This is a genomic window from Kaistella haifensis DSM 19056, from assembly GCF_000735695.2.
GTDB classification, from domain to species: Bacteria; Bacteroidota; Bacteroidia; order Flavobacteriales; family Weeksellaceae; genus Kaistella; species Kaistella haifensis.
This window is the reverse complement of sequence record NZ_JASZ02000008.1, coordinates 44,206-59,315: the sequence shown is the minus strand read 5'-3', so window position 1 is coordinate 59,315 and position 15,110 is coordinate 44,206. Positions and strand designations below refer to the sequence as shown.

The following is a 15,110-nucleotide window of genomic DNA, read 5'->3' as shown; positions in this document are numbered from 1 at the left end:
TGACTAAAATATAAAAAAAAGCACCGAATGTTTCGATGCTTCATTTATAATCTTAAAAAAAGAATTTTTCTTAGGAATTTTTCAAGGCTTCCGCGCCGGATACAATTTCCAAAATTTCGTTGGTAATTGCTGCTTGTCGCGCTTTGTTGTAGAAAATTACCAGATCATTTTTCAAGGCTTGTGCGTTGTCAGTTGCTTTGTGCATTGCGGTCATTCTAGCTCCGTGTTCGGAAGCGATAGAATCGAGAATTGCTTTATAAACCTGCGTTTTGATGGATTTAGGAATCAAAACATTTAAGATTTCTGCCGCATTTGGTTCGAAAATGTAATCGGTATTTGCGCTTTCTTCTTTCTCAGCCATTGCTATTGGTAAAACCTGCTCTGTATGAACTTCCTGGGTAGCTGCGTTGATGAATTTATTATAAATCACAAAAACTTTATCGAATTTTTCTTCTTTATAATCTTTCATTACGTTTTCCATAAAATTGGAAACCACCTGAAAGCTCATTCCGTCGAAAATCGCACTTTGATTATCGTACACTTTTCGGGTTCTTCTAACAGCGTCAAATACTTTTTTCCCTACGGACAGAATTTCTACCTCGTGTTGGGTGTTTCCAATCACATGATTAAGCTCTTTGATCACCGAAGAATTGAAAGCTCCGGCAAGCCCTTTGTTTGAAGTAACTACAATATAAAGAACTTTTTTCACTTCTCTTTCAGCAGTGAAAGTAGAAACCCCTTCAAGATCGGTAGTGGAACTTACATTTTCAATAATTTCCTGCAATTTTTCAGAGTAAGGTCTCAGCATGACAATAGCATCCGTTGCTTTTTTTAGTTTCGCAGCCGAAACCATTTTCATTGCACTGGTAATTTGCATTGTCGAAGAGATTGAAGTAATTCTTCCTCGTATTTCCTTTAAGTTTGCCATTCTATGGGTTGAAAATTTAAAATTCAATATTCAGAAAATACATTCCGAATATTGAATATTGAATTAATTTTAGTTGTATTTAGAAGCCAGTTCTGTAGCAGCTTGCTTCAAAACTCCTGTAATGTTGTCATCAATTTTTCCAGCTTTAATAGCAGCCATGGTATCAGGATGTTTAAATCTCAAGAATTCTACATATTCTTTTTGGAATTCTCTTACTTTATTGATCGGAACATTTCTCAACAAGTTTTCAGTACCTGCATAAATCATTGCTACCTGAGAATCTACAGGAAGTGGTGAATTAACCGGTTGTTTCAAGATTTCCACGTTTCTTTCACCTTTAGAAATTACCCCAAGAGTTGAAGCGTCAAGATCTGAACCGAATTTAGCAAAAGCTTCCAATTCTTTGTACTGAGCTTGATCTAATTTTAAAGTACCAGAAACTTTTTTCATTGATTTAATCTGAGCATTACCCCCTACACGCGATACAGAAATACCTACGTTGATTGCCGGACGAACACCAGAGTTGAATAAATCAGACTCCAAGAAAATCTGTCCATCAGTAATTGAAATTACGTTGGTTGGGATATATGCAGAAACGTCACCAGCTTGAGTTTCAATAATCGGAAGTGCAGTTAAAGAGCCACCACCTTTTACAATTGGTTTCAAAGATTCAGGTAAATCGTTCATTTGAGCAGCAATAGTATCATCAGCAATTACTTTTGCAGCTCTTTCCAATAATCTGGAGTGAAGGTAGAAAACGTCCCCTGGATAAGCTTCACGGCCCGGAGGTCTTCTCAACAATAGAGAAAGCTCACGATATGCTACCGCCTGTTTAGATAAATCATCATAAATGATCAAAGCTGGTCTACCAGTATCACGGAAAAATTCTCCGATTGAAGCTCCCGCCATAGGCGCGTAAACTTGCATTGGAGTTGGGTCAGAAGCGTTTGCTGCAACTACTACGGTATAAGCTGATGCACCTTTATCTTCTAAAGTTTTTACGATTTGTGCTACGGTAGAAGCTTTTTGTCCTACTGCAACATAAATACAATATACTGGCTGTCCTGCATCATAAAACTCTTTTTGGTTAAGAATTGTATCGATTGCCACAGTAGTTTTACCTGTTTGACGGTCACCAATGATCAACTCTCTTTGCCCTCTTCCTACAGGAATCATGGAATCAATTGCTACGATACCCGTTTGAAGTGGCTCGGTAACCGGTTGACGGAAAATAACTCCAGGAGCTTTTCTTTCCAATGGCATTTCGAATAAGTCACCAGCGATAGGTCCTTTTCCATCGATTGGGTTTCCAAGGGTATCAACTACTCTACCCAACATCCCTTCACCAACTTTGATTGATGAAATTCTTTTGGTTCTGTTTACGGTATCACCTTCTTTTACTAATTTAGATTCACCAAGAAGTGCAACACCTACGTTGTCTTCTGCAAGGTTCAATACGATACCTTCAATACCGCTTTCAAACTTCACCAATTCACCGTACTGAACATTTTCTAAACCGTATACCAAAGCGATACCATCACCGATGGACAATACAGTTCCTACTTCTTCCACATTCGATTGTGTATCGAAGTTTGCTAGCTGCTGTTTAAGAATTGCAGATACTTCTGCCGGATTTATTTCTGCCATTTTATGGTTGTTTTATCTTAATTTAATTGAAATTCTTTTTTTAACTTACTCAGTTTAGATTTCACTGATTGATCTATTTGCTGATCGCCAACTCTCAAGATATATCCTCCTAAAAGATTTGGGTTGATGATCGATTTTACATCGAAAGTCTGGTTATGATTTACCAAATCTGATGATTTCAAGATGTTGCTAATATTTTCATCAGACAACTGTGCGGCGGAAGTTAAAGTAATTCGCTGAACACCTTTCATATCCTCCACTTTATTGATGAATTCTTGAGCGATGTTTTGCAATTGACTTTCACGACCTTGTTTAATGATCAACTGAAGAAAACTTTTGGTAACAGGAGAAAAGTTCTTGAAAACTTCTAAAGCTATGTTTGCTTTTTTCTTACTATCAATAATCGGAGAATCAAAAAAATTCTGTAGTTCTTTTGATTTTTTAATCGTTTTCACAATATCGCCCATTTCCCCGAAAACAGCATCAGTTTGAGCTGTTTCTTGGGTAAAATTAAGCAATCCTTGTGCGTATCTTTTTGCTACTTTACTTGTAAGCATTTTAGTTCAAATTAGATTTGTTAAGAATGTTTTCTACCAAAGCGTTTTGAGCACCGTCGTTATCTAATTTTTGCTTCAGGATAGACTCAGCGATGGTTACGGAAAGAGCACCGATTTGGTTTTTAATATCTGCCATTGCCGCAGTTTTCTCTGCTTGGATTGATTGTCTTGCCTGCTCGATAATTTTATCAGCTTCGGTTTGAGCAACATTCTTGGCATCACCTACAATTCTTTCTTTGATTTCTCTTGCTTCTTTCAAGATATTGTCGCGCTCAATTTTAGCTTCACGGATAATGTTTTCGTTTTCAGCCTTCAAATTCTGCACTTCCTGTCTTGCCAATTTAGCTTGATTAAGAGAATCAACAATTGTTACTTCTCTTTCATTCAAAGCATCCATAATTGGTTTCCATGCGAATTTTCTTAGTACCAATAACAGAATGATAAAAACCACGGATTGTATGATGAATAAACCTGATGAAAAATTTTCTAATAATCCCATAATGAGTTATGATATATATTGTAATTGATTTTGTTTTTTTTAGAAAAACATCTGCCGTAACCAACCGTTCCCGGCAGATGATTTTTGGTGGCTGAATAGCTTGATTAAACTGCGAAAAGTGCAGCAAAAGCAAGACCTTCAACAAGTGCAGCAGCAATAAGCATTGCAGTTTGAAGTTTACCAGCTTGTTCTGGTTGTCTAGCCATACCTTCAAGAGCCGCAGCACCGATTTTACCGATACCAAGACCTGCTCCGATTACTACTAAACCTGCTCCTACTAATTTAAGATCCATAATATAAAAATTTAAAAGGTTTTATTAATGATGTGCTACTCCTTCTTCGCCTTCATGCGCATGTTCTTCGTTTGCCATACCGAAATATACGGCAGAAAGCATGGTGAAGATATATGCCTGCAAGAAAGCAACTAATATTTCAAGAAGATAAAGTACAAATGTTAAGAAAGGGAATGCTACTCCCGCGATTATATTTTTGAAAACATAGATCATCGCGATAAGTGACATGATTACAATGTGTCCCGCGGTCATGTTCGCAAAAAGACGTATCAAAAGTGCGAATGGCTTAATGAACATTCCAATAATTTCAATTGGCATCATTACAATTTTCATTGGCCAAGGCAATCCCGGCATCCAGAAAATGTGTTGCCAGTATGTTTTGTTTGCCGTAAATTGTGTAATAAAGAATGTAAATATTGCTAAAGCCGCAGTAACTGCTATATTTCCAGTTACGTTAATCCCAAATGGCAACAATCCCAAAATATTCAAGAACAAAATAAAGAAGAAAATAGTGAGCAAATAACCCATGTATTTCTTGTATTTCGGACCGATGTTTGGTTTAGCAATATCGTCTCTTATAAAAAGAATCAATGGTTCTAGGAGTTTCCCAGCACCACTTGGTACTAAAGAATTTTTATAGCTTCTAGCAATTCCACCAAAAATAAAAATCATTAATAAAGATACCAAAACAATCATTAGTACACTTTTAGTAATGGATAGATCCAAGACTTTTTCATTGGTTGGATGGTGCTCTGCATCTAGGTTAATTGTTCCTGAAGCATCGGTTTTATAGATTTTTTCGTGGAAAAGTTTGTAGTGTCCACCTTTACTTTCTACCACTTCTTCACCGTGATGAAAAGCGGAACTCATCATCGCATGAAAACCATTAGCTTTATCATAAAAAATCACAGGAAGCGGAAAACCAATATGCTTTCCCTCTTTAGTCACCATGATATCGAAGCTGTGCGCATCCAAAAGGTGATGATTAATAAAGTCCTTGTTTTCTTTCTTAATTTTGTCTTTTTCAGTAACCGCCGCAGGCACTTCTGTCGCCTGTGCAGGAGCCGTAGCAACAGGTGTTTCGCTTACTACAACAGCGTCGTGCTGTGCAAACGATGTTGAAAATGTCGATAAAAAACCTAGTACAAGAACTACTCTTTTCAGCATTGCTATATCTTATTTTAAAGTTTTGCAAAAATAGAACAAATAATCATAATATAAAAATCAATTTTTACTGATTTTTTTCATCTTTCGAGGATTCGGAAACCTCTCCATCCTGAATAATTTTTACCGCGTACAATGTTTCCAGCACTAAAGCGATTAAATATGGAATGATGAAATGAACCTTATAATTAGGAACTTCATTTAAATTAAGTTTTTTCATTACCAATAGCATCAGCATTAATTTAAACATCACCAAACCCATAAATCCAAATCCCACATAATTTGGATATATTTTTTTGATGATTGAAATCACCGTCACTACCATCATAAAAAGTAAGGTAAGAAACAAATAATACTTAATAAAAGTGGTTTCAAAACCAATATTTAAGTTTTGCCAAATAAAAAAATGCAAGGCAAACATTAAAAAAAACAAAATCACATATATGGTATTACTTTTTATTTTCATTATTACGGATATTTTTTAGCTGATGAAGAAGATTATAAAACGCAAGTCCCATTCCCAAAAACCCGATGGCAATAGTCAAAAGATTTCGTTCAATTTCGAAATGATCATTAATTTTTTTGCCACCCCAAAACGCGAGTCCCATCGTTGCGAGCATCTGAAAAACAATCGCCGAATAGACGCCATACTGCCGCAAACCATTCTTTTCGAAATTTTCTTGGTCTTCTTTGCTGAACTCCTCTTCGGTGGATTTTTCGTCGGACATCCTATTTACATTTTTGCAAATCTAATGATTATAAGACAATAGAAAAATTTAGAATTTTAAAATTCATCAAATTTCTGTATTTTTGCGCATCTTAAATAAAAAACAATGTTCAATAGTTTACAGGATAAGTTAGATAAAGCACTTCATAATATTTCCGGACGCGGAAAAATTACTGAAATCAACGTTGCAGAAACGGTAAAGGAAATTCGCCGTGCATTGGTGGATGCCGATGTTAATTATAAAGTTGCAAAAGATTTAACCAAGAGAGTTCAGGAAAAAGCTTTAGGACAAAATGTTTTAACCAGTTTAACTCCGGGACAATTGATGACCAAAATCGTTCACGATGAATTGGTAGAATTAATGGGCGGAACCCAGGAAGGAATCAATCTTTCCGGGAAACCAAGCGTAATTTTAATTGCTGGATTACAAGGTTCCGGTAAAACCACTTTCTCGGGAAAATTGGCAAATTATCTTAAACAAAAAAGAAACAAAAAGCCTCTATTGGTCGCTTGCGACGTGTACAGACCTGCCGCGATAGAACAATTGAAAGTTTTAGGAAACCAAATAGGAATCCCAGTTTATACAGAAGAAGGCGCTGTAAACCCATCTTCTATTGCTGAAAATGCCGTGAAATTTGCGAAAGAAAACAACCACGATGTCGTGATTGTAGATACCGCAGGTCGATTGGCAATTGACGAGCAGATGATGAACGAAATAAAATCGGTTCATTACTTTATCAAACCTCAGGAAACTTTGTTCGTGGTAGATTCCATGACCGGGCAAGATGCGGTGAATACAGCAAAAGCTTTCAACGACGCATTAAATTTCGACGGGGTTGTTTTAACCAAATTAGATGGTGATACTCGTGGTGGAGCTGCTTTAACAATTCGTTCCGTGGTTGAAAAACCTATTAAGTTCATTTCTACCGGTGAAAAAATGGAAGCACTTGATGTTTTCTATCCTGAAAGAATGGCGGACAGAATTTTGGGAATGGGTGACGTTGTTTCCCTCGTAGAAAGAGCTCAGGAACAATTTGATGAAGAAGAAGCAAAAAAACTTCACAAAAAAATCGCTAAAAACGAATTCGGTTTTGATGATTTCCTAAAACAGATCAACCAGATTAAAAAAATGGGAAATATGAAAGATTTGATGGGAATGATTCCGGGAGTTGGGAAAGCGATCAAGGATGTGGACATTCAAGATGATGCTTTCAAATACATCGAAGCCATCATCTACTCGATGACGCCGGAGGAAAGAAGACGACCATCCATCATCAATACCCAAAGAAAAAACCGAATTGCAAAAGGTTCCGGAAGAAAAATTGAAGACGTAAATGCCTTAATGAAACAATTTGACCAAATGGGAAAAATGATGAAAATGATGCAAGGTCCACAAGGAAAACAAATGATGGAAATGATGAGCAAAGGAATGCCAAAAATGCCAGGAATGGGAGGCAACCTGTTCGGAAGATAACCATTAAATTTCTGGTATTAATAAATAAAGAAAAGTCCCGAATTGTAATAATTCGGGATTTTTTTTGGAATATTTTTAAATAATTAAAGTCGCAAACCTAAACCTACATTAAATAAGTTGAAATGCAATTTCTCGCCTGCTGCAGGGCTTTTAAAAGCATTATTCAACTGAAAGGCGTATCGCGCTTCGATGAGCAAACCGGAAAACAAATCAGCTCCTAAACCAACTGCTGCGCCAAAATTCGTTTTGTTGATCGTATCTGGAACTTCACCTAATCTGAAAGCGAATTGCGGACCCAGCTGAACATTAACTTTGGGAAGGAAATAGAACTTCATAATCACCGGAATCTGCAGGTAAGAATGATCTTTGAAATTCACATAATTAACGGCCGGTTGCATTTTGGCAAATCCAGGAATTCCGAATTCTGTAAAAACTCCCGCATAATAACCTGCAGTAAGCTCATCAAAATCATCAGAAACTACAGCCGACGAAAATCCACCGTTGATCCCAAATTTAACCTGAGCATTTGTAAGCCCAAACATCATCATGGCGAAAGCCAATACTACTCTTTTCATAAATTTTTAATTTTCACCAAAAATATCATTTTAATTCCCGACCCGAAAATGATAAGGAAACTTTCTCTTAAAGCTTTACCGCAAAAAAAATCCCGATTCGGGAGAATCGGGTCTTTTATGTGATTTAAATATATGATTAGAATTTGTAAACCAATCCTAAAGTAATATCATTTAAGTTTAAACCAATATTGAAGTTATCTGTAGCTTCAGCACCTGTGTAATCTGGTTTGTCAGAGCTATATCCAAGAACTCCTACTTTAGCTTCAAGAGCAAAGTTGTTGTTTAGGAAATAGTTCATACCTGGAGCAAGTTGAATAGCAAAACCATTAGTTTTATACTCATTAGATGTTGTATTATCATCTTCAGTAAGACTTCTGTAATCTGCACCTAATTCAGCAAAAATAGAGAATTTAGAAGCAGGCATCCAGTAATATCTACCAAAAACACCGGCAGTCAAAAGATCTGTAGTTTCTTCGTAAGAACCTTCTTCATTTTTGAGACTTGTGTATCCCAATTTCGCACCTATCGCAATGTTTGGAGTAACAAAATAACCAACACTTGGAGCAATAGTAAATCCGCTTGTTTTTTCCTCAGCTATTGACTCTGAAGCAAAACCCACAGCACCTGTAATGAAAGTACTACCTTGTGCGAAACCTTCTGTTGAAGTAGATACTTGTGCGTTTACCGCTGCGAAAAGTGCTAATGCACCAACTAACATTAATTTTTTCATAAATTTTAATTTAATTTGGCTGCAAAGATAAGTTTATTTAACATTCTCTTAACATGACTTTTGTCATAAAAAAATCCCGCTTCTTGCGAAACGGGAATATTTGTTAGTATTTAATTTCCTTTATTAGAATTTGTAACCTAAACCAATTTGAAGATAATTCATTTTTAATTCTTCGTTATCTACTGGTTTCTTAATATAATTCGTCAAACCAACAGTATATCTTACATCAAGGGATAATTCTTTGTAAAAAGTGTATTCACCACCAAAGAAAATATTAAAATTAGTTGACTTAAGTTCATCTTCAAATACTTCATCTTGAGTATTTTCAAGATCTGAAAGTTCGTCATTAATTTCCCCCATAAATTCCGAAGGAATATTATGATCCTTTAATTTAAAATCACTTTTATATCGTGCATTAAACGCAATAGAAGGCCCACCAAACAATGCAAATTGAGGCGTAACGAAATATTTAGCAGAAATTGGAATCAAAATTTGATTAAAATTCATCTTATCTTGAATGGTAAATTTGATATTTTCACCATCAACCGTTTCATCATATTTCGCTTCAACTTGACCTCCTAAATTTGCGTACTGAACTTCTCCTTGCAATGCAAATTTTTCATTCAATTTATGCTCTACAAAAGCTCCTACAAAAAATCCAGATTTGGATTTGTTGTCGCCATTTACACCAAACTCGTCTTCTAGACTCTCTTCCAATACTTTTGAATTAATGCTTGAAAGTGCGTAACCTGCCTTCAAACCAAATTTTGTTTGTTGTGCGTTTACCGCTGCAAAAAGTGCTAATGCACCAACCAATAATACTTTTTTCATAAAATTTTAAGTAAGTTGTTTATTAATATTTATTTTATAGTTCTTTGAAACAATTCCAAAAAAAATCCCATGATAAAGCGGGATTAATAGATATAAAGGGAAAAATTATTTTCCAAATTTATAAGATAAACCTATCTGGAAAACATTATTTTTATATGTGTCATCGGTATCTTTGTTTTTCATAATATCTGTGAAACCAGCAACATATCTTGCGTTCACACCTACATTAGGAGTAAAATAATAACCCAGACCTAAGCCAATTCCTAAGTCGAAACCATTAAATTCATCTTTTACATCTTCACTTTCACCTTCCCATTTATCTTTAGCGCTAACCAAGAAACTAAATTCAGGACCAGCTTCTAAATAAAAATTGGGCATTGCATTGTACTGAAACATCACAGGAATAGAGAGATAATTCTCAACTGTAGAACCACTACCCTCGCTACCAAAGTCCCACTTTACTCCTTTTGAGTTATACAGCAATTCTGGCTGGATACTGAAATTTTCGGCAATTGGCGCATTCATAAAAACGCCTGCGTTAAGACCTACTTTAGAGCTTGCTTCCTCCAAATTAGATACACTTGAAATGTTCATTCCGGCTTTTACACCAAAAGACTGTGCATTTAAAGCACCAAAAAGTGCAACAGCACCTACTAAAAAAATTTTCTTCATGATTAAATATTTTTAAATTAGTCAAACAAATATAAAAATATTTTCTTAATTACCAAGTTATTAACAATTTTTATTAACATTTCATCTAATTATCTAATAATCAATCACATTATTTATAATTTAACTTAATGTGAAAATGTTAGTAACTACTCTTCTCTCTGTCTTTTTTCTTCATTCCCATACGCATTAATAATCTTCCGAACCACTGGATGTCTTACCACATCTTCTTCGGTAAGGTGCACAAAACCGATTTCCTGCACATCTTTCAAGATTCTCATCGCTTCCTTCAAACCGGATTTTTGTCGTAATGGTAAATCCACCTGACTCGGATCCCCGGTGATGATGAATTTCGCATTCATTCCCATTCTTGTAAGGAACATTTTCATTTGAGAATGCGTTGTATTCTGTGCTTCGTCAAGGATTACGAATGCTTCGTCCAGAGTACGCCCACGCATAAAAGCCAACGGAGCAACCTCAATTACTTTTTTCTCAATAAATCCTTCCAGTTTTTCGTGAGGAATCATATCGCGAAGTGCATCGTAAAGTGGCTGTAAATAAGGATCGAGTTTTTCTTTTAAATCTCCGGGAAGAAATCCCAAACTTTCGCCGGCTTCTACAGCCGGACGGGTTAAAATAATTCTTTTCACTTCCTTATCGCGCAGGGCTTTCGCTGCCAACGCCACACTGGTATAAGTTTTTCCGGTTCCCGCAGGTCCTATCGCGAAAACCATATCTTTTTTCTCGCATTCTTTTACGAGTTTTTTCAAATTAGTCGTCTTCGCCTTAATAATCTTGCCGTTCACGCCTTTTACAATAATATCTTGATCAAAAACCAGTTGTTTTTCGGTTTCGTTCTTAATATTCAAGATATTTTCAACATCTTTTAAAGTAATTGAATTGTGTTTAGAGATGAAACTGACGAGATCATCCAGCTTATTTTTCAGTACATCGAGTGCTTCATTGTTTCCTAAAGCAAAGATAAAATGATCTCTTCCTGTAATTTTAAGGGTCGGAAAAGTCGATTTTAAAAGATTGAAATACTGATTATTAACTCCGTAAAAAGTTTTGGAATCGATGCCTGTAATTTCGTAGTTCAGTTCAAACATTTAAGTGTTCTTTAATATTAATATTTTCCCTAAAATTATCGAAATAATTTCAAATACGGCATTTTTATTTTCCACAATGAGAAGAAAAATATTTTTTTAAACTAAATTTGCGATTCTTTACAAATCATCATGTCTATTATTACATTCACATCAGATTATGGGTTGGTAGATCACAGGGTTCCTTCTGTGAAGGGAAAAATCCTGAGCTTAAATGAAAATGTAAAAATTGCAGATATTTCCCATGAAATCCAAGCCTATAACCTTCTTCAAACCGCGTACATCGTAAGAAATGCCTATTCTTTTTTCCCGAAAGGCACTGTTCATATCATTGCCGTAGATAGTTTTTATACCAAAGACAGAAAATGCATTCTTTATCAAGCAGATGGGCATTATTTTATCGCGGCAGATAATGGAGTTTTAAGTTTAATTTTCTACGACATCAAGCCGGAAGCTGTGTACGAAATTACTTTTAACAATCGATTTGATGACGAAGTTAATTTCACCTCAACCGATATTTTTGCGCCTGCAGCGGTGCATTTAAAAAATGGTGGTTTACCAGAAGTTATCGGTAGAAAGTACAAAAATCCGAAGCAACTTTCGTTTCCGAGAGCGGTGTACAATGAAAGTGAAAGAATGATCATCGGTGAAATCATGTATATCGATAATTTCGGGAATGTAATTTCAAACATCAGCAAAAAATTCTTCGAAAAAAACGGCGTTGGTTATGAAAATTTCATCGTGAAGTTCAGAAATTTGGCACTTTCTAGAATTTACAATCAATATACCGAGTTTGTCAGCGATTGGCAAAATGAGCACGAATATCATGGCAAATCTGTAGCAATCTTCAATGATGCGGGTTTACTGGAGCTTACTATTTACAAAGGGAATAACCAAAATGGTGCAAAAACATTATTCGGCATGAAGGTTGGCGAAAGTATTTATATTGAATTTTTTTAATTAAATTTAATTATTAAAAATAAAAAAAGCCGCCTCTTTCGAGACGGCTTTTTCATTGATTTCAGTTCTTTTATCTGATTAATTTTTTGGTAACCGTTTCTTTTGAAGTGGTCACACTTACCACATAAGTTCCTTTTGGGAAAGTGGAAAGATCTACTTTTTTATCAGTTGAATTAGATTTCAAGTTATTTTTCACCAATTTTCCTGATGTATCAAACACCGAGTAAGAAAGAATTTTATCTTTAGATTTGATGTCGAAAATTCCTTTTACTGATGATTGAGTGATGCTTACGGAATTTGCAGCCGTAGTTTCGCCTGTAGCCAAAGTAGTACATTCAAAAGTAGCGTTCCAACCTGCTGCAGTAGCTCCGGCATCCGAAATAAATCTTACGGTAATCGCGCCGGTTGCATGGGTAGAAGTAAATGGACCTGGAATTGTAGTTCCGGAAAGTTGTGTACCTCCGCTAAATCTTGGGGAGCCAGTCGTTGGTCCGTTATAAACATTCATAAAATCATAATCGGCTTCGGTATCAAATAAAGAGAAAGTAAGTTTCAATTTTTCATTTGAATTTGATGGATAGAAAGTTTTGGTAATAATTTGACTATCTCCGTAATTGGTATCCGCACCTCCCGGATCGGTAAATGCAACACCACTACACCAGTTTGCATCGGTAAGAATAAGTTGTTCATAAGCAAAAGCTTGCGGCCCTGAACATTCGGTTCCCACAGCAACGTTATAATAAGTTCCCGCACTTAAATTACTGAATTGCAACACTTTATTTGTAGTTGTCCCGGAAGAAATTACAGTTCCGTCCATTTTAGAAAGTTTATATTTCCAACTTGTTGCTACATTATCCACAATTGTAGCTGTAGCTGAATTGGTTGTAACATTGCTCAAAGTAAGTCCAGTAATGGTAGATTCGCAAGATGCCACACAATCTGTACCTAGACATTCTTTAGAGTTCACAGTGGCTCTAATCAAAGCACCCGGTTGAGGACCAAATCCGTTGGCAAAATTTATTCCGACAGAGGAAACCAAATGGCAATAACTCATGATTGTACCTCCGGTTTCTGTTGGAAGTGGAGCGTCACAACCTTCATTATTTCCGGAAGCAGGTCCACAACCATCAATCGCGGTATTGTTTCCGTTCCAGTTACAGGCATGCGTATGGGGAGATCCTAAATTATGTCCAATTTCATGGGTCATTGCTTCGATATTCCATGAATAAGTAGGAACATCCTGATAGCTGAAATTCACTCCTGAGTAAGAATATTTGTAAGAACTACATAAAGCATTCACCCATGCGATACTTGTTGTAGCTGGGTTTCTCAACAATTGTGCAACATCTCCATTAAATGAAGTTCTTGTAGTTCGGAACTGATTCAAGATATTCGATGGAGTTCCTGAATAAGGATCGGTACTTGTCCAAACCATAATTTCACTCAAAGCGACGGTAATTCCGTCATTTGCATATAATGTCGAAATATTATTGTGCATTGAAGTAACCCAGTTGGTCGTTGTAGTAACGTTAGAACCATTTTGGGTGTAAGGACCGTAACCTGCTTCGTAATAAATTCTCACACAGTTATCGGTTTTCTTTGCCGTCATCGTTTTCGGATCGTAAGATGGAGCTGCCAATTTTTTATTTTCAACCAACTCATCTGCGGAGCACGAAAAAGGATTTTCGCCTTTCAGTTTTTGGTCATTATAAGAAACAAATTCATCCGCGTTTTTGGATTTACCGATAACAATGTTCCCAATATTTTTAATGGAAGTTACGCCAACCACATCATCTTTGAAAAAACTAATTGCTACAAGCGATTCCTGATCACCTTTCACAATTCCCTGATAGTACACTCCCGGCGTGTAATTGATGTAGCCTTTATCGGTATTAACTTTGAAACATGTGTGAAAAAATTGTTTTTCACCAATTCTACAGTGATGTTTTTCCCTTCAAAAGGAAAATCCATTTCTAAAGCTTCGGGTTTTTCAGTATTAATCCTCAGCAATTCAGCGTTTTGCAGTTTCATTACTGTAATACCTTCTGCTGCAGTGCGGTAAGCAATCTGCTTATTCGGTGACGAATCCACAGTGAAGGGACTGTACTTTACAAAAGTTTTGTTGGCAACGTGCGCGTTTTTCACTTTTTCAGCAACCGGTTTTAATTCCTGAGAAAAACCGAATGAGAAAAAGGCCAAACCAAAACACAATTGGAAAATTCTTTTCATATTGATATTTTAAACATTATTAGTTTACAAAAAAACTAAAAAAAATGGAATTCTCCCTTAAAAAGGCAATTTTAACATTAATAATAAGACAATCGTATCCATACCATTTCCTAAACATAAATCTTTTATCTTTGCACATAAATTTTTCAGATGCTTTATACCATTATCAAAGCCATTCACATCATTTTCATGGTGAGTTATTTTTCAGGAATTTTTTACCTGGTTCGGCTGTTCGTCTATTATAAAGACACCGATAGTTTTGAGGATCAAAAAAAACAAATCCTACGAGAACAATACATTTTCATGGCGAGAAGATTATGGAATATCATCACCGTTCCGGCAGGAATCATCATGCTTGCAAGTGGTTTAACGATGATTATTCTAAATTTCGGGTTAATGAAAACGCCCTGGTTCCACCTAAAACTGACCTTTTTGATTGGACTTGCATTTTATCATTTCTGGTGCTGGAAAAAAGTTTTACAAATGAAAACTCTCGCCGGAAAAACTCTTCCTATAGCAAACATCAAACTTCGGCAAGCTAATGAAATTGCTACTTTCATTTTATTTCTAGTAGTGTTTACGGTAATTCTCAAATCAATGATCATCGAATATTGGTGGCAATTAATTGTAGGATTTATCGTTTTGGTTGTGCTCATTATGACGACGGTAAAATTGGTCAACAAGAAAAAATAAATTTTATTTTCAAATAAATTCATTATAA

The 15,110-nt window shown here is 35.8% G+C and carries 18 protein-coding genes; 3 read left to right on the top strand and 15 right to left on the bottom strand.

Annotation, left to right across the window (positions count from 1 at the left end):
• Positions 1-70: 70 nt before the first annotated feature.
• The 8 genes from atpG to AP75_RS05405 all read right to left on the bottom strand — a co-directional run bounded on the left by atpG (position 71) and on the right by AP75_RS05405 (position 5,816).
• Positions 71-928: an ATP synthase F1 subunit gamma gene (gene atpG / locus AP75_RS05440; RefSeq protein ID WP_088263780.1), complete on the bottom strand. Its 858-nt coding sequence runs from the start codon at positions 926-928 to the stop codon at positions 71-73.
• A gap of 69 nt (positions 929-997) precedes the next feature.
• The gene (gene atpA, locus AP75_RS05435) at positions 998-2,575 is read right to left on the bottom strand and encodes a F0F1 ATP synthase subunit alpha (protein WP_031502125.1); all 1,578 of its coding nucleotides are present in this window, start codon (positions 2,573-2,575) and stop codon (positions 998-1,000) included.
• A 17-nt stretch (positions 2,576-2,592) separates the two neighbouring features.
• Entirely contained in the window at positions 2,593-3,132 is a 540-nt protein-coding gene (atpH, locus tag AP75_RS05430) for an ATP synthase F1 subunit delta (RefSeq protein WP_088263779.1), read from the bottom strand.
• A gap of 1 nt (position 3,133) precedes the next feature.
• A complete protein-coding gene (gene atpF, locus AP75_RS05425) occupies positions 3,134-3,631 on the bottom strand; it encodes a F0F1 ATP synthase subunit B (RefSeq protein ID WP_088263778.1) in 498 nt (165 codons plus the stop codon).
• Between the two features lie 104 nt (positions 3,632-3,735).
• Positions 3,736-3,924 (bottom strand): ATP synthase F0 subunit C, encoded by a 189-nt coding sequence (atpE, locus tag AP75_RS05420; protein WP_031503230.1) that lies wholly within the window; start codon positions 3,922-3,924, stop codon positions 3,736-3,738.
• A gap of 24 nt (positions 3,925-3,948) precedes the next feature.
• Positions 3,949-5,091, bottom strand: a complete 1,143-nt coding sequence (gene atpB, locus AP75_RS05415; protein WP_034767217.1) for a F0F1 ATP synthase subunit A — start codon at positions 5,089-5,091, stop codon at positions 3,949-3,951.
• Positions 5,092-5,155: 64 nt separating this feature from the next.
• Positions 5,156-5,437 carry a hypothetical protein gene (locus AP75_RS05410; protein ID WP_143755817.1) on the bottom strand — a complete coding sequence of 94 codons (282 nt, stop codon included), beginning with the start codon at positions 5,435-5,437 and terminating at the stop codon, positions 5,156-5,158.
• A gap of 100 nt (positions 5,438-5,537) precedes the next feature.
• Complete coding sequence (locus tag AP75_RS05405) at positions 5,538-5,816, bottom strand: AtpZ/AtpI family protein (protein ID WP_088263776.1); 279 nt, start codon at positions 5,814-5,816, stop codon at positions 5,538-5,540.
• A gap of 105 nt (positions 5,817-5,921) precedes the next feature.
• Here AP75_RS05405 and ffh point away from each other — a divergent pair, with 105 nt between their 5' ends.
• A complete protein-coding gene (gene ffh, locus AP75_RS05400; RefSeq protein ID WP_031503224.1) occupies positions 5,922-7,289 on the top strand; it encodes a signal recognition particle protein in 1,368 nt (455 codons plus the stop codon).
• Between the two features lie 83 nt (positions 7,290-7,372).
• On the opposite strand, the gene AP75_RS05395 is transcribed toward ffh, so the two are convergent.
• The 5 genes from AP75_RS05395 to AP75_RS05375 all read right to left on the bottom strand — a co-directional run bounded on the left by AP75_RS05395 (position 7,373) and on the right by AP75_RS05375 (position 11,203).
• Complete coding sequence (locus tag AP75_RS05395) at positions 7,373-7,864, bottom strand: porin family protein (protein ID WP_088263775.1); 492 nt, start codon at positions 7,862-7,864, stop codon at positions 7,373-7,375.
• A gap of 136 nt (positions 7,865-8,000) precedes the next feature.
• Entirely contained in the window at positions 8,001-8,594 is a 594-nt protein-coding gene (locus tag AP75_RS05390; protein ID WP_031503220.1) for an outer membrane beta-barrel protein, read from the bottom strand.
• Positions 8,595-8,717: 123 nt separating this feature from the next.
• Positions 8,718-9,425, bottom strand: coding sequence for a porin family protein (locus AP75_RS05385; RefSeq protein WP_088263774.1), 708 nt, complete (start codon positions 9,423-9,425; stop codon positions 8,718-8,720).
• A 105-nt stretch (positions 9,426-9,530) separates the two neighbouring features.
• Positions 9,531-10,097 (bottom strand): porin family protein, encoded by a 567-nt coding sequence (locus AP75_RS05380; RefSeq protein ID WP_088263773.1) that lies wholly within the window; start codon positions 10,095-10,097, stop codon positions 9,531-9,533.
• Positions 10,098-10,243: 146 nt separating this feature from the next.
• A complete protein-coding gene (locus AP75_RS05375) occupies positions 10,244-11,203 on the bottom strand; it encodes a PhoH family protein (protein ID WP_088263772.1) in 960 nt (319 codons plus the stop codon).
• Between the two features lie 129 nt (positions 11,204-11,332).
• Between AP75_RS05375 and AP75_RS05370 the strand changes: the two genes are divergently transcribed.
• The gene (locus AP75_RS05370; protein ID WP_088263771.1) at positions 11,333-12,160 is read left to right on the top strand and encodes an SAM hydrolase/SAM-dependent halogenase family protein; all 828 of its coding nucleotides are present in this window, start codon (positions 11,333-11,335) and stop codon (positions 12,158-12,160) included.
• 70 nt (positions 12,161-12,230) lie between these two features.
• Here AP75_RS05370 and AP75_RS05365 read toward each other — a convergent pair whose 3' ends face one another.
• A complete protein-coding gene (locus tag AP75_RS05365) occupies positions 12,231-14,018 on the bottom strand; it encodes a M12 family metallo-peptidase (RefSeq protein WP_242589767.1) in 1,788 nt (595 codons plus the stop codon).
• Positions 13,997-14,389: a hypothetical protein gene (locus tag AP75_RS14645; protein WP_242589766.1), complete on the bottom strand. Its 393-nt coding sequence runs from the start codon at positions 14,387-14,389 to the stop codon at positions 13,997-13,999. Before AP75_RS14645 ends, AP75_RS05365 begins: the two co-directional genes overlap by 22 nt.
• 150 nt (positions 14,390-14,539) lie before the next feature.
• Here AP75_RS14645 and AP75_RS05360 point away from each other — a divergent pair, with 150 nt between their 5' ends.
• Positions 14,540-15,082 carry a CopD family protein gene (locus AP75_RS05360; protein WP_031501691.1) on the top strand — a complete coding sequence of 181 codons (543 nt, stop codon included), beginning with the start codon at positions 14,540-14,542 and terminating at the stop codon, positions 15,080-15,082.
• Positions 15,083-15,110 lie beyond the last annotated feature (28 nt).

What these genes read in the sequence shown, in the direction of transcription:
- atpG (WP_088263780.1), bottom strand. Translation starts at nt 928, where the DNA reads ATGGCAAACTTAAAGGAAATACGAGGAAGAATTACTTCAATCTCTTCG.
- atpA (WP_031502125.1), bottom strand. Translation starts at nt 2,575, where the DNA reads ATGGCAGAAATAAATCCGGCAGAAGTATCTGCAATTCTTAAACAGCAG.
- atpH (WP_088263779.1), bottom strand. Translation starts at nt 3,132, where the DNA reads ATGCTTACAAGTAAAGTAGCAAAAAGATACGCACAAGGATTGCTTAAT.
- atpF (WP_088263778.1), bottom strand. Translation starts at nt 3,631, where the DNA reads ATGGGATTATTAGAAAATTTTTCATCAGGTTTATTCATCATACAATCC.
- atpE (WP_031503230.1), bottom strand. Translation starts at nt 3,924, where the DNA reads ATGGATCTTAAATTAGTAGGAGCAGGTTTAGTAGTAATCGGAGCAGGT.
- atpB (WP_034767217.1), bottom strand. Translation starts at nt 5,091, where the DNA reads ATGCTGAAAAGAGTAGTTCTTGTACTAGGTTTTTTATCGACATTTTCA.
- AP75_RS05405 (WP_088263776.1), bottom strand. Translation starts at nt 5,816, where the DNA reads ATGTCCGACGAAAAATCCACCGAAGAGGAGTTCAGCAAAGAAGACCAA.
- ffh (WP_031503224.1), top strand. Translation starts at nt 5,922, where the DNA reads ATGTTCAATAGTTTACAGGATAAGTTAGATAAAGCACTTCATAATATT.
- AP75_RS05395 (WP_088263775.1), bottom strand. Translation starts at nt 7,864, where the DNA reads ATGAAAAGAGTAGTATTGGCTTTCGCCATGATGATGTTTGGGCTTACA.
- AP75_RS05390 (WP_031503220.1), bottom strand. Translation starts at nt 8,594, where the DNA reads ATGAAAAAATTAATGTTAGTTGGTGCATTAGCACTTTTCGCAGCGGTA.
- AP75_RS05385 (WP_088263774.1), bottom strand. Translation starts at nt 9,425, where the DNA reads ATGAAAAAAGTATTATTGGTTGGTGCATTAGCACTTTTTGCAGCGGTA.
- AP75_RS05380 (WP_088263773.1), bottom strand. Translation starts at nt 10,097, where the DNA reads ATGAAGAAAATTTTTTTAGTAGGTGCTGTTGCACTTTTTGGTGCTTTA.
- AP75_RS05375 (WP_088263772.1), bottom strand. Translation starts at nt 11,203, where the DNA reads ATGTTTGAACTGAACTACGAAATTACAGGCATCGATTCCAAAACTTTT.
- AP75_RS05370 (WP_088263771.1), top strand. Translation starts at nt 11,333, where the DNA reads ATGTCTATTATTACATTCACATCAGATTATGGGTTGGTAGATCACAGG.
- AP75_RS14645 (WP_242589766.1), bottom strand. Translation starts at nt 14,389, where the DNA reads ATGAAAAGAATTTTCCAATTGTGTTTTGGTTTGGCCTTTTTCTCATTC.
- AP75_RS05360 (WP_031501691.1), top strand. Translation starts at nt 14,540, where the DNA reads ATGCTTTATACCATTATCAAAGCCATTCACATCATTTTCATGGTGAGT.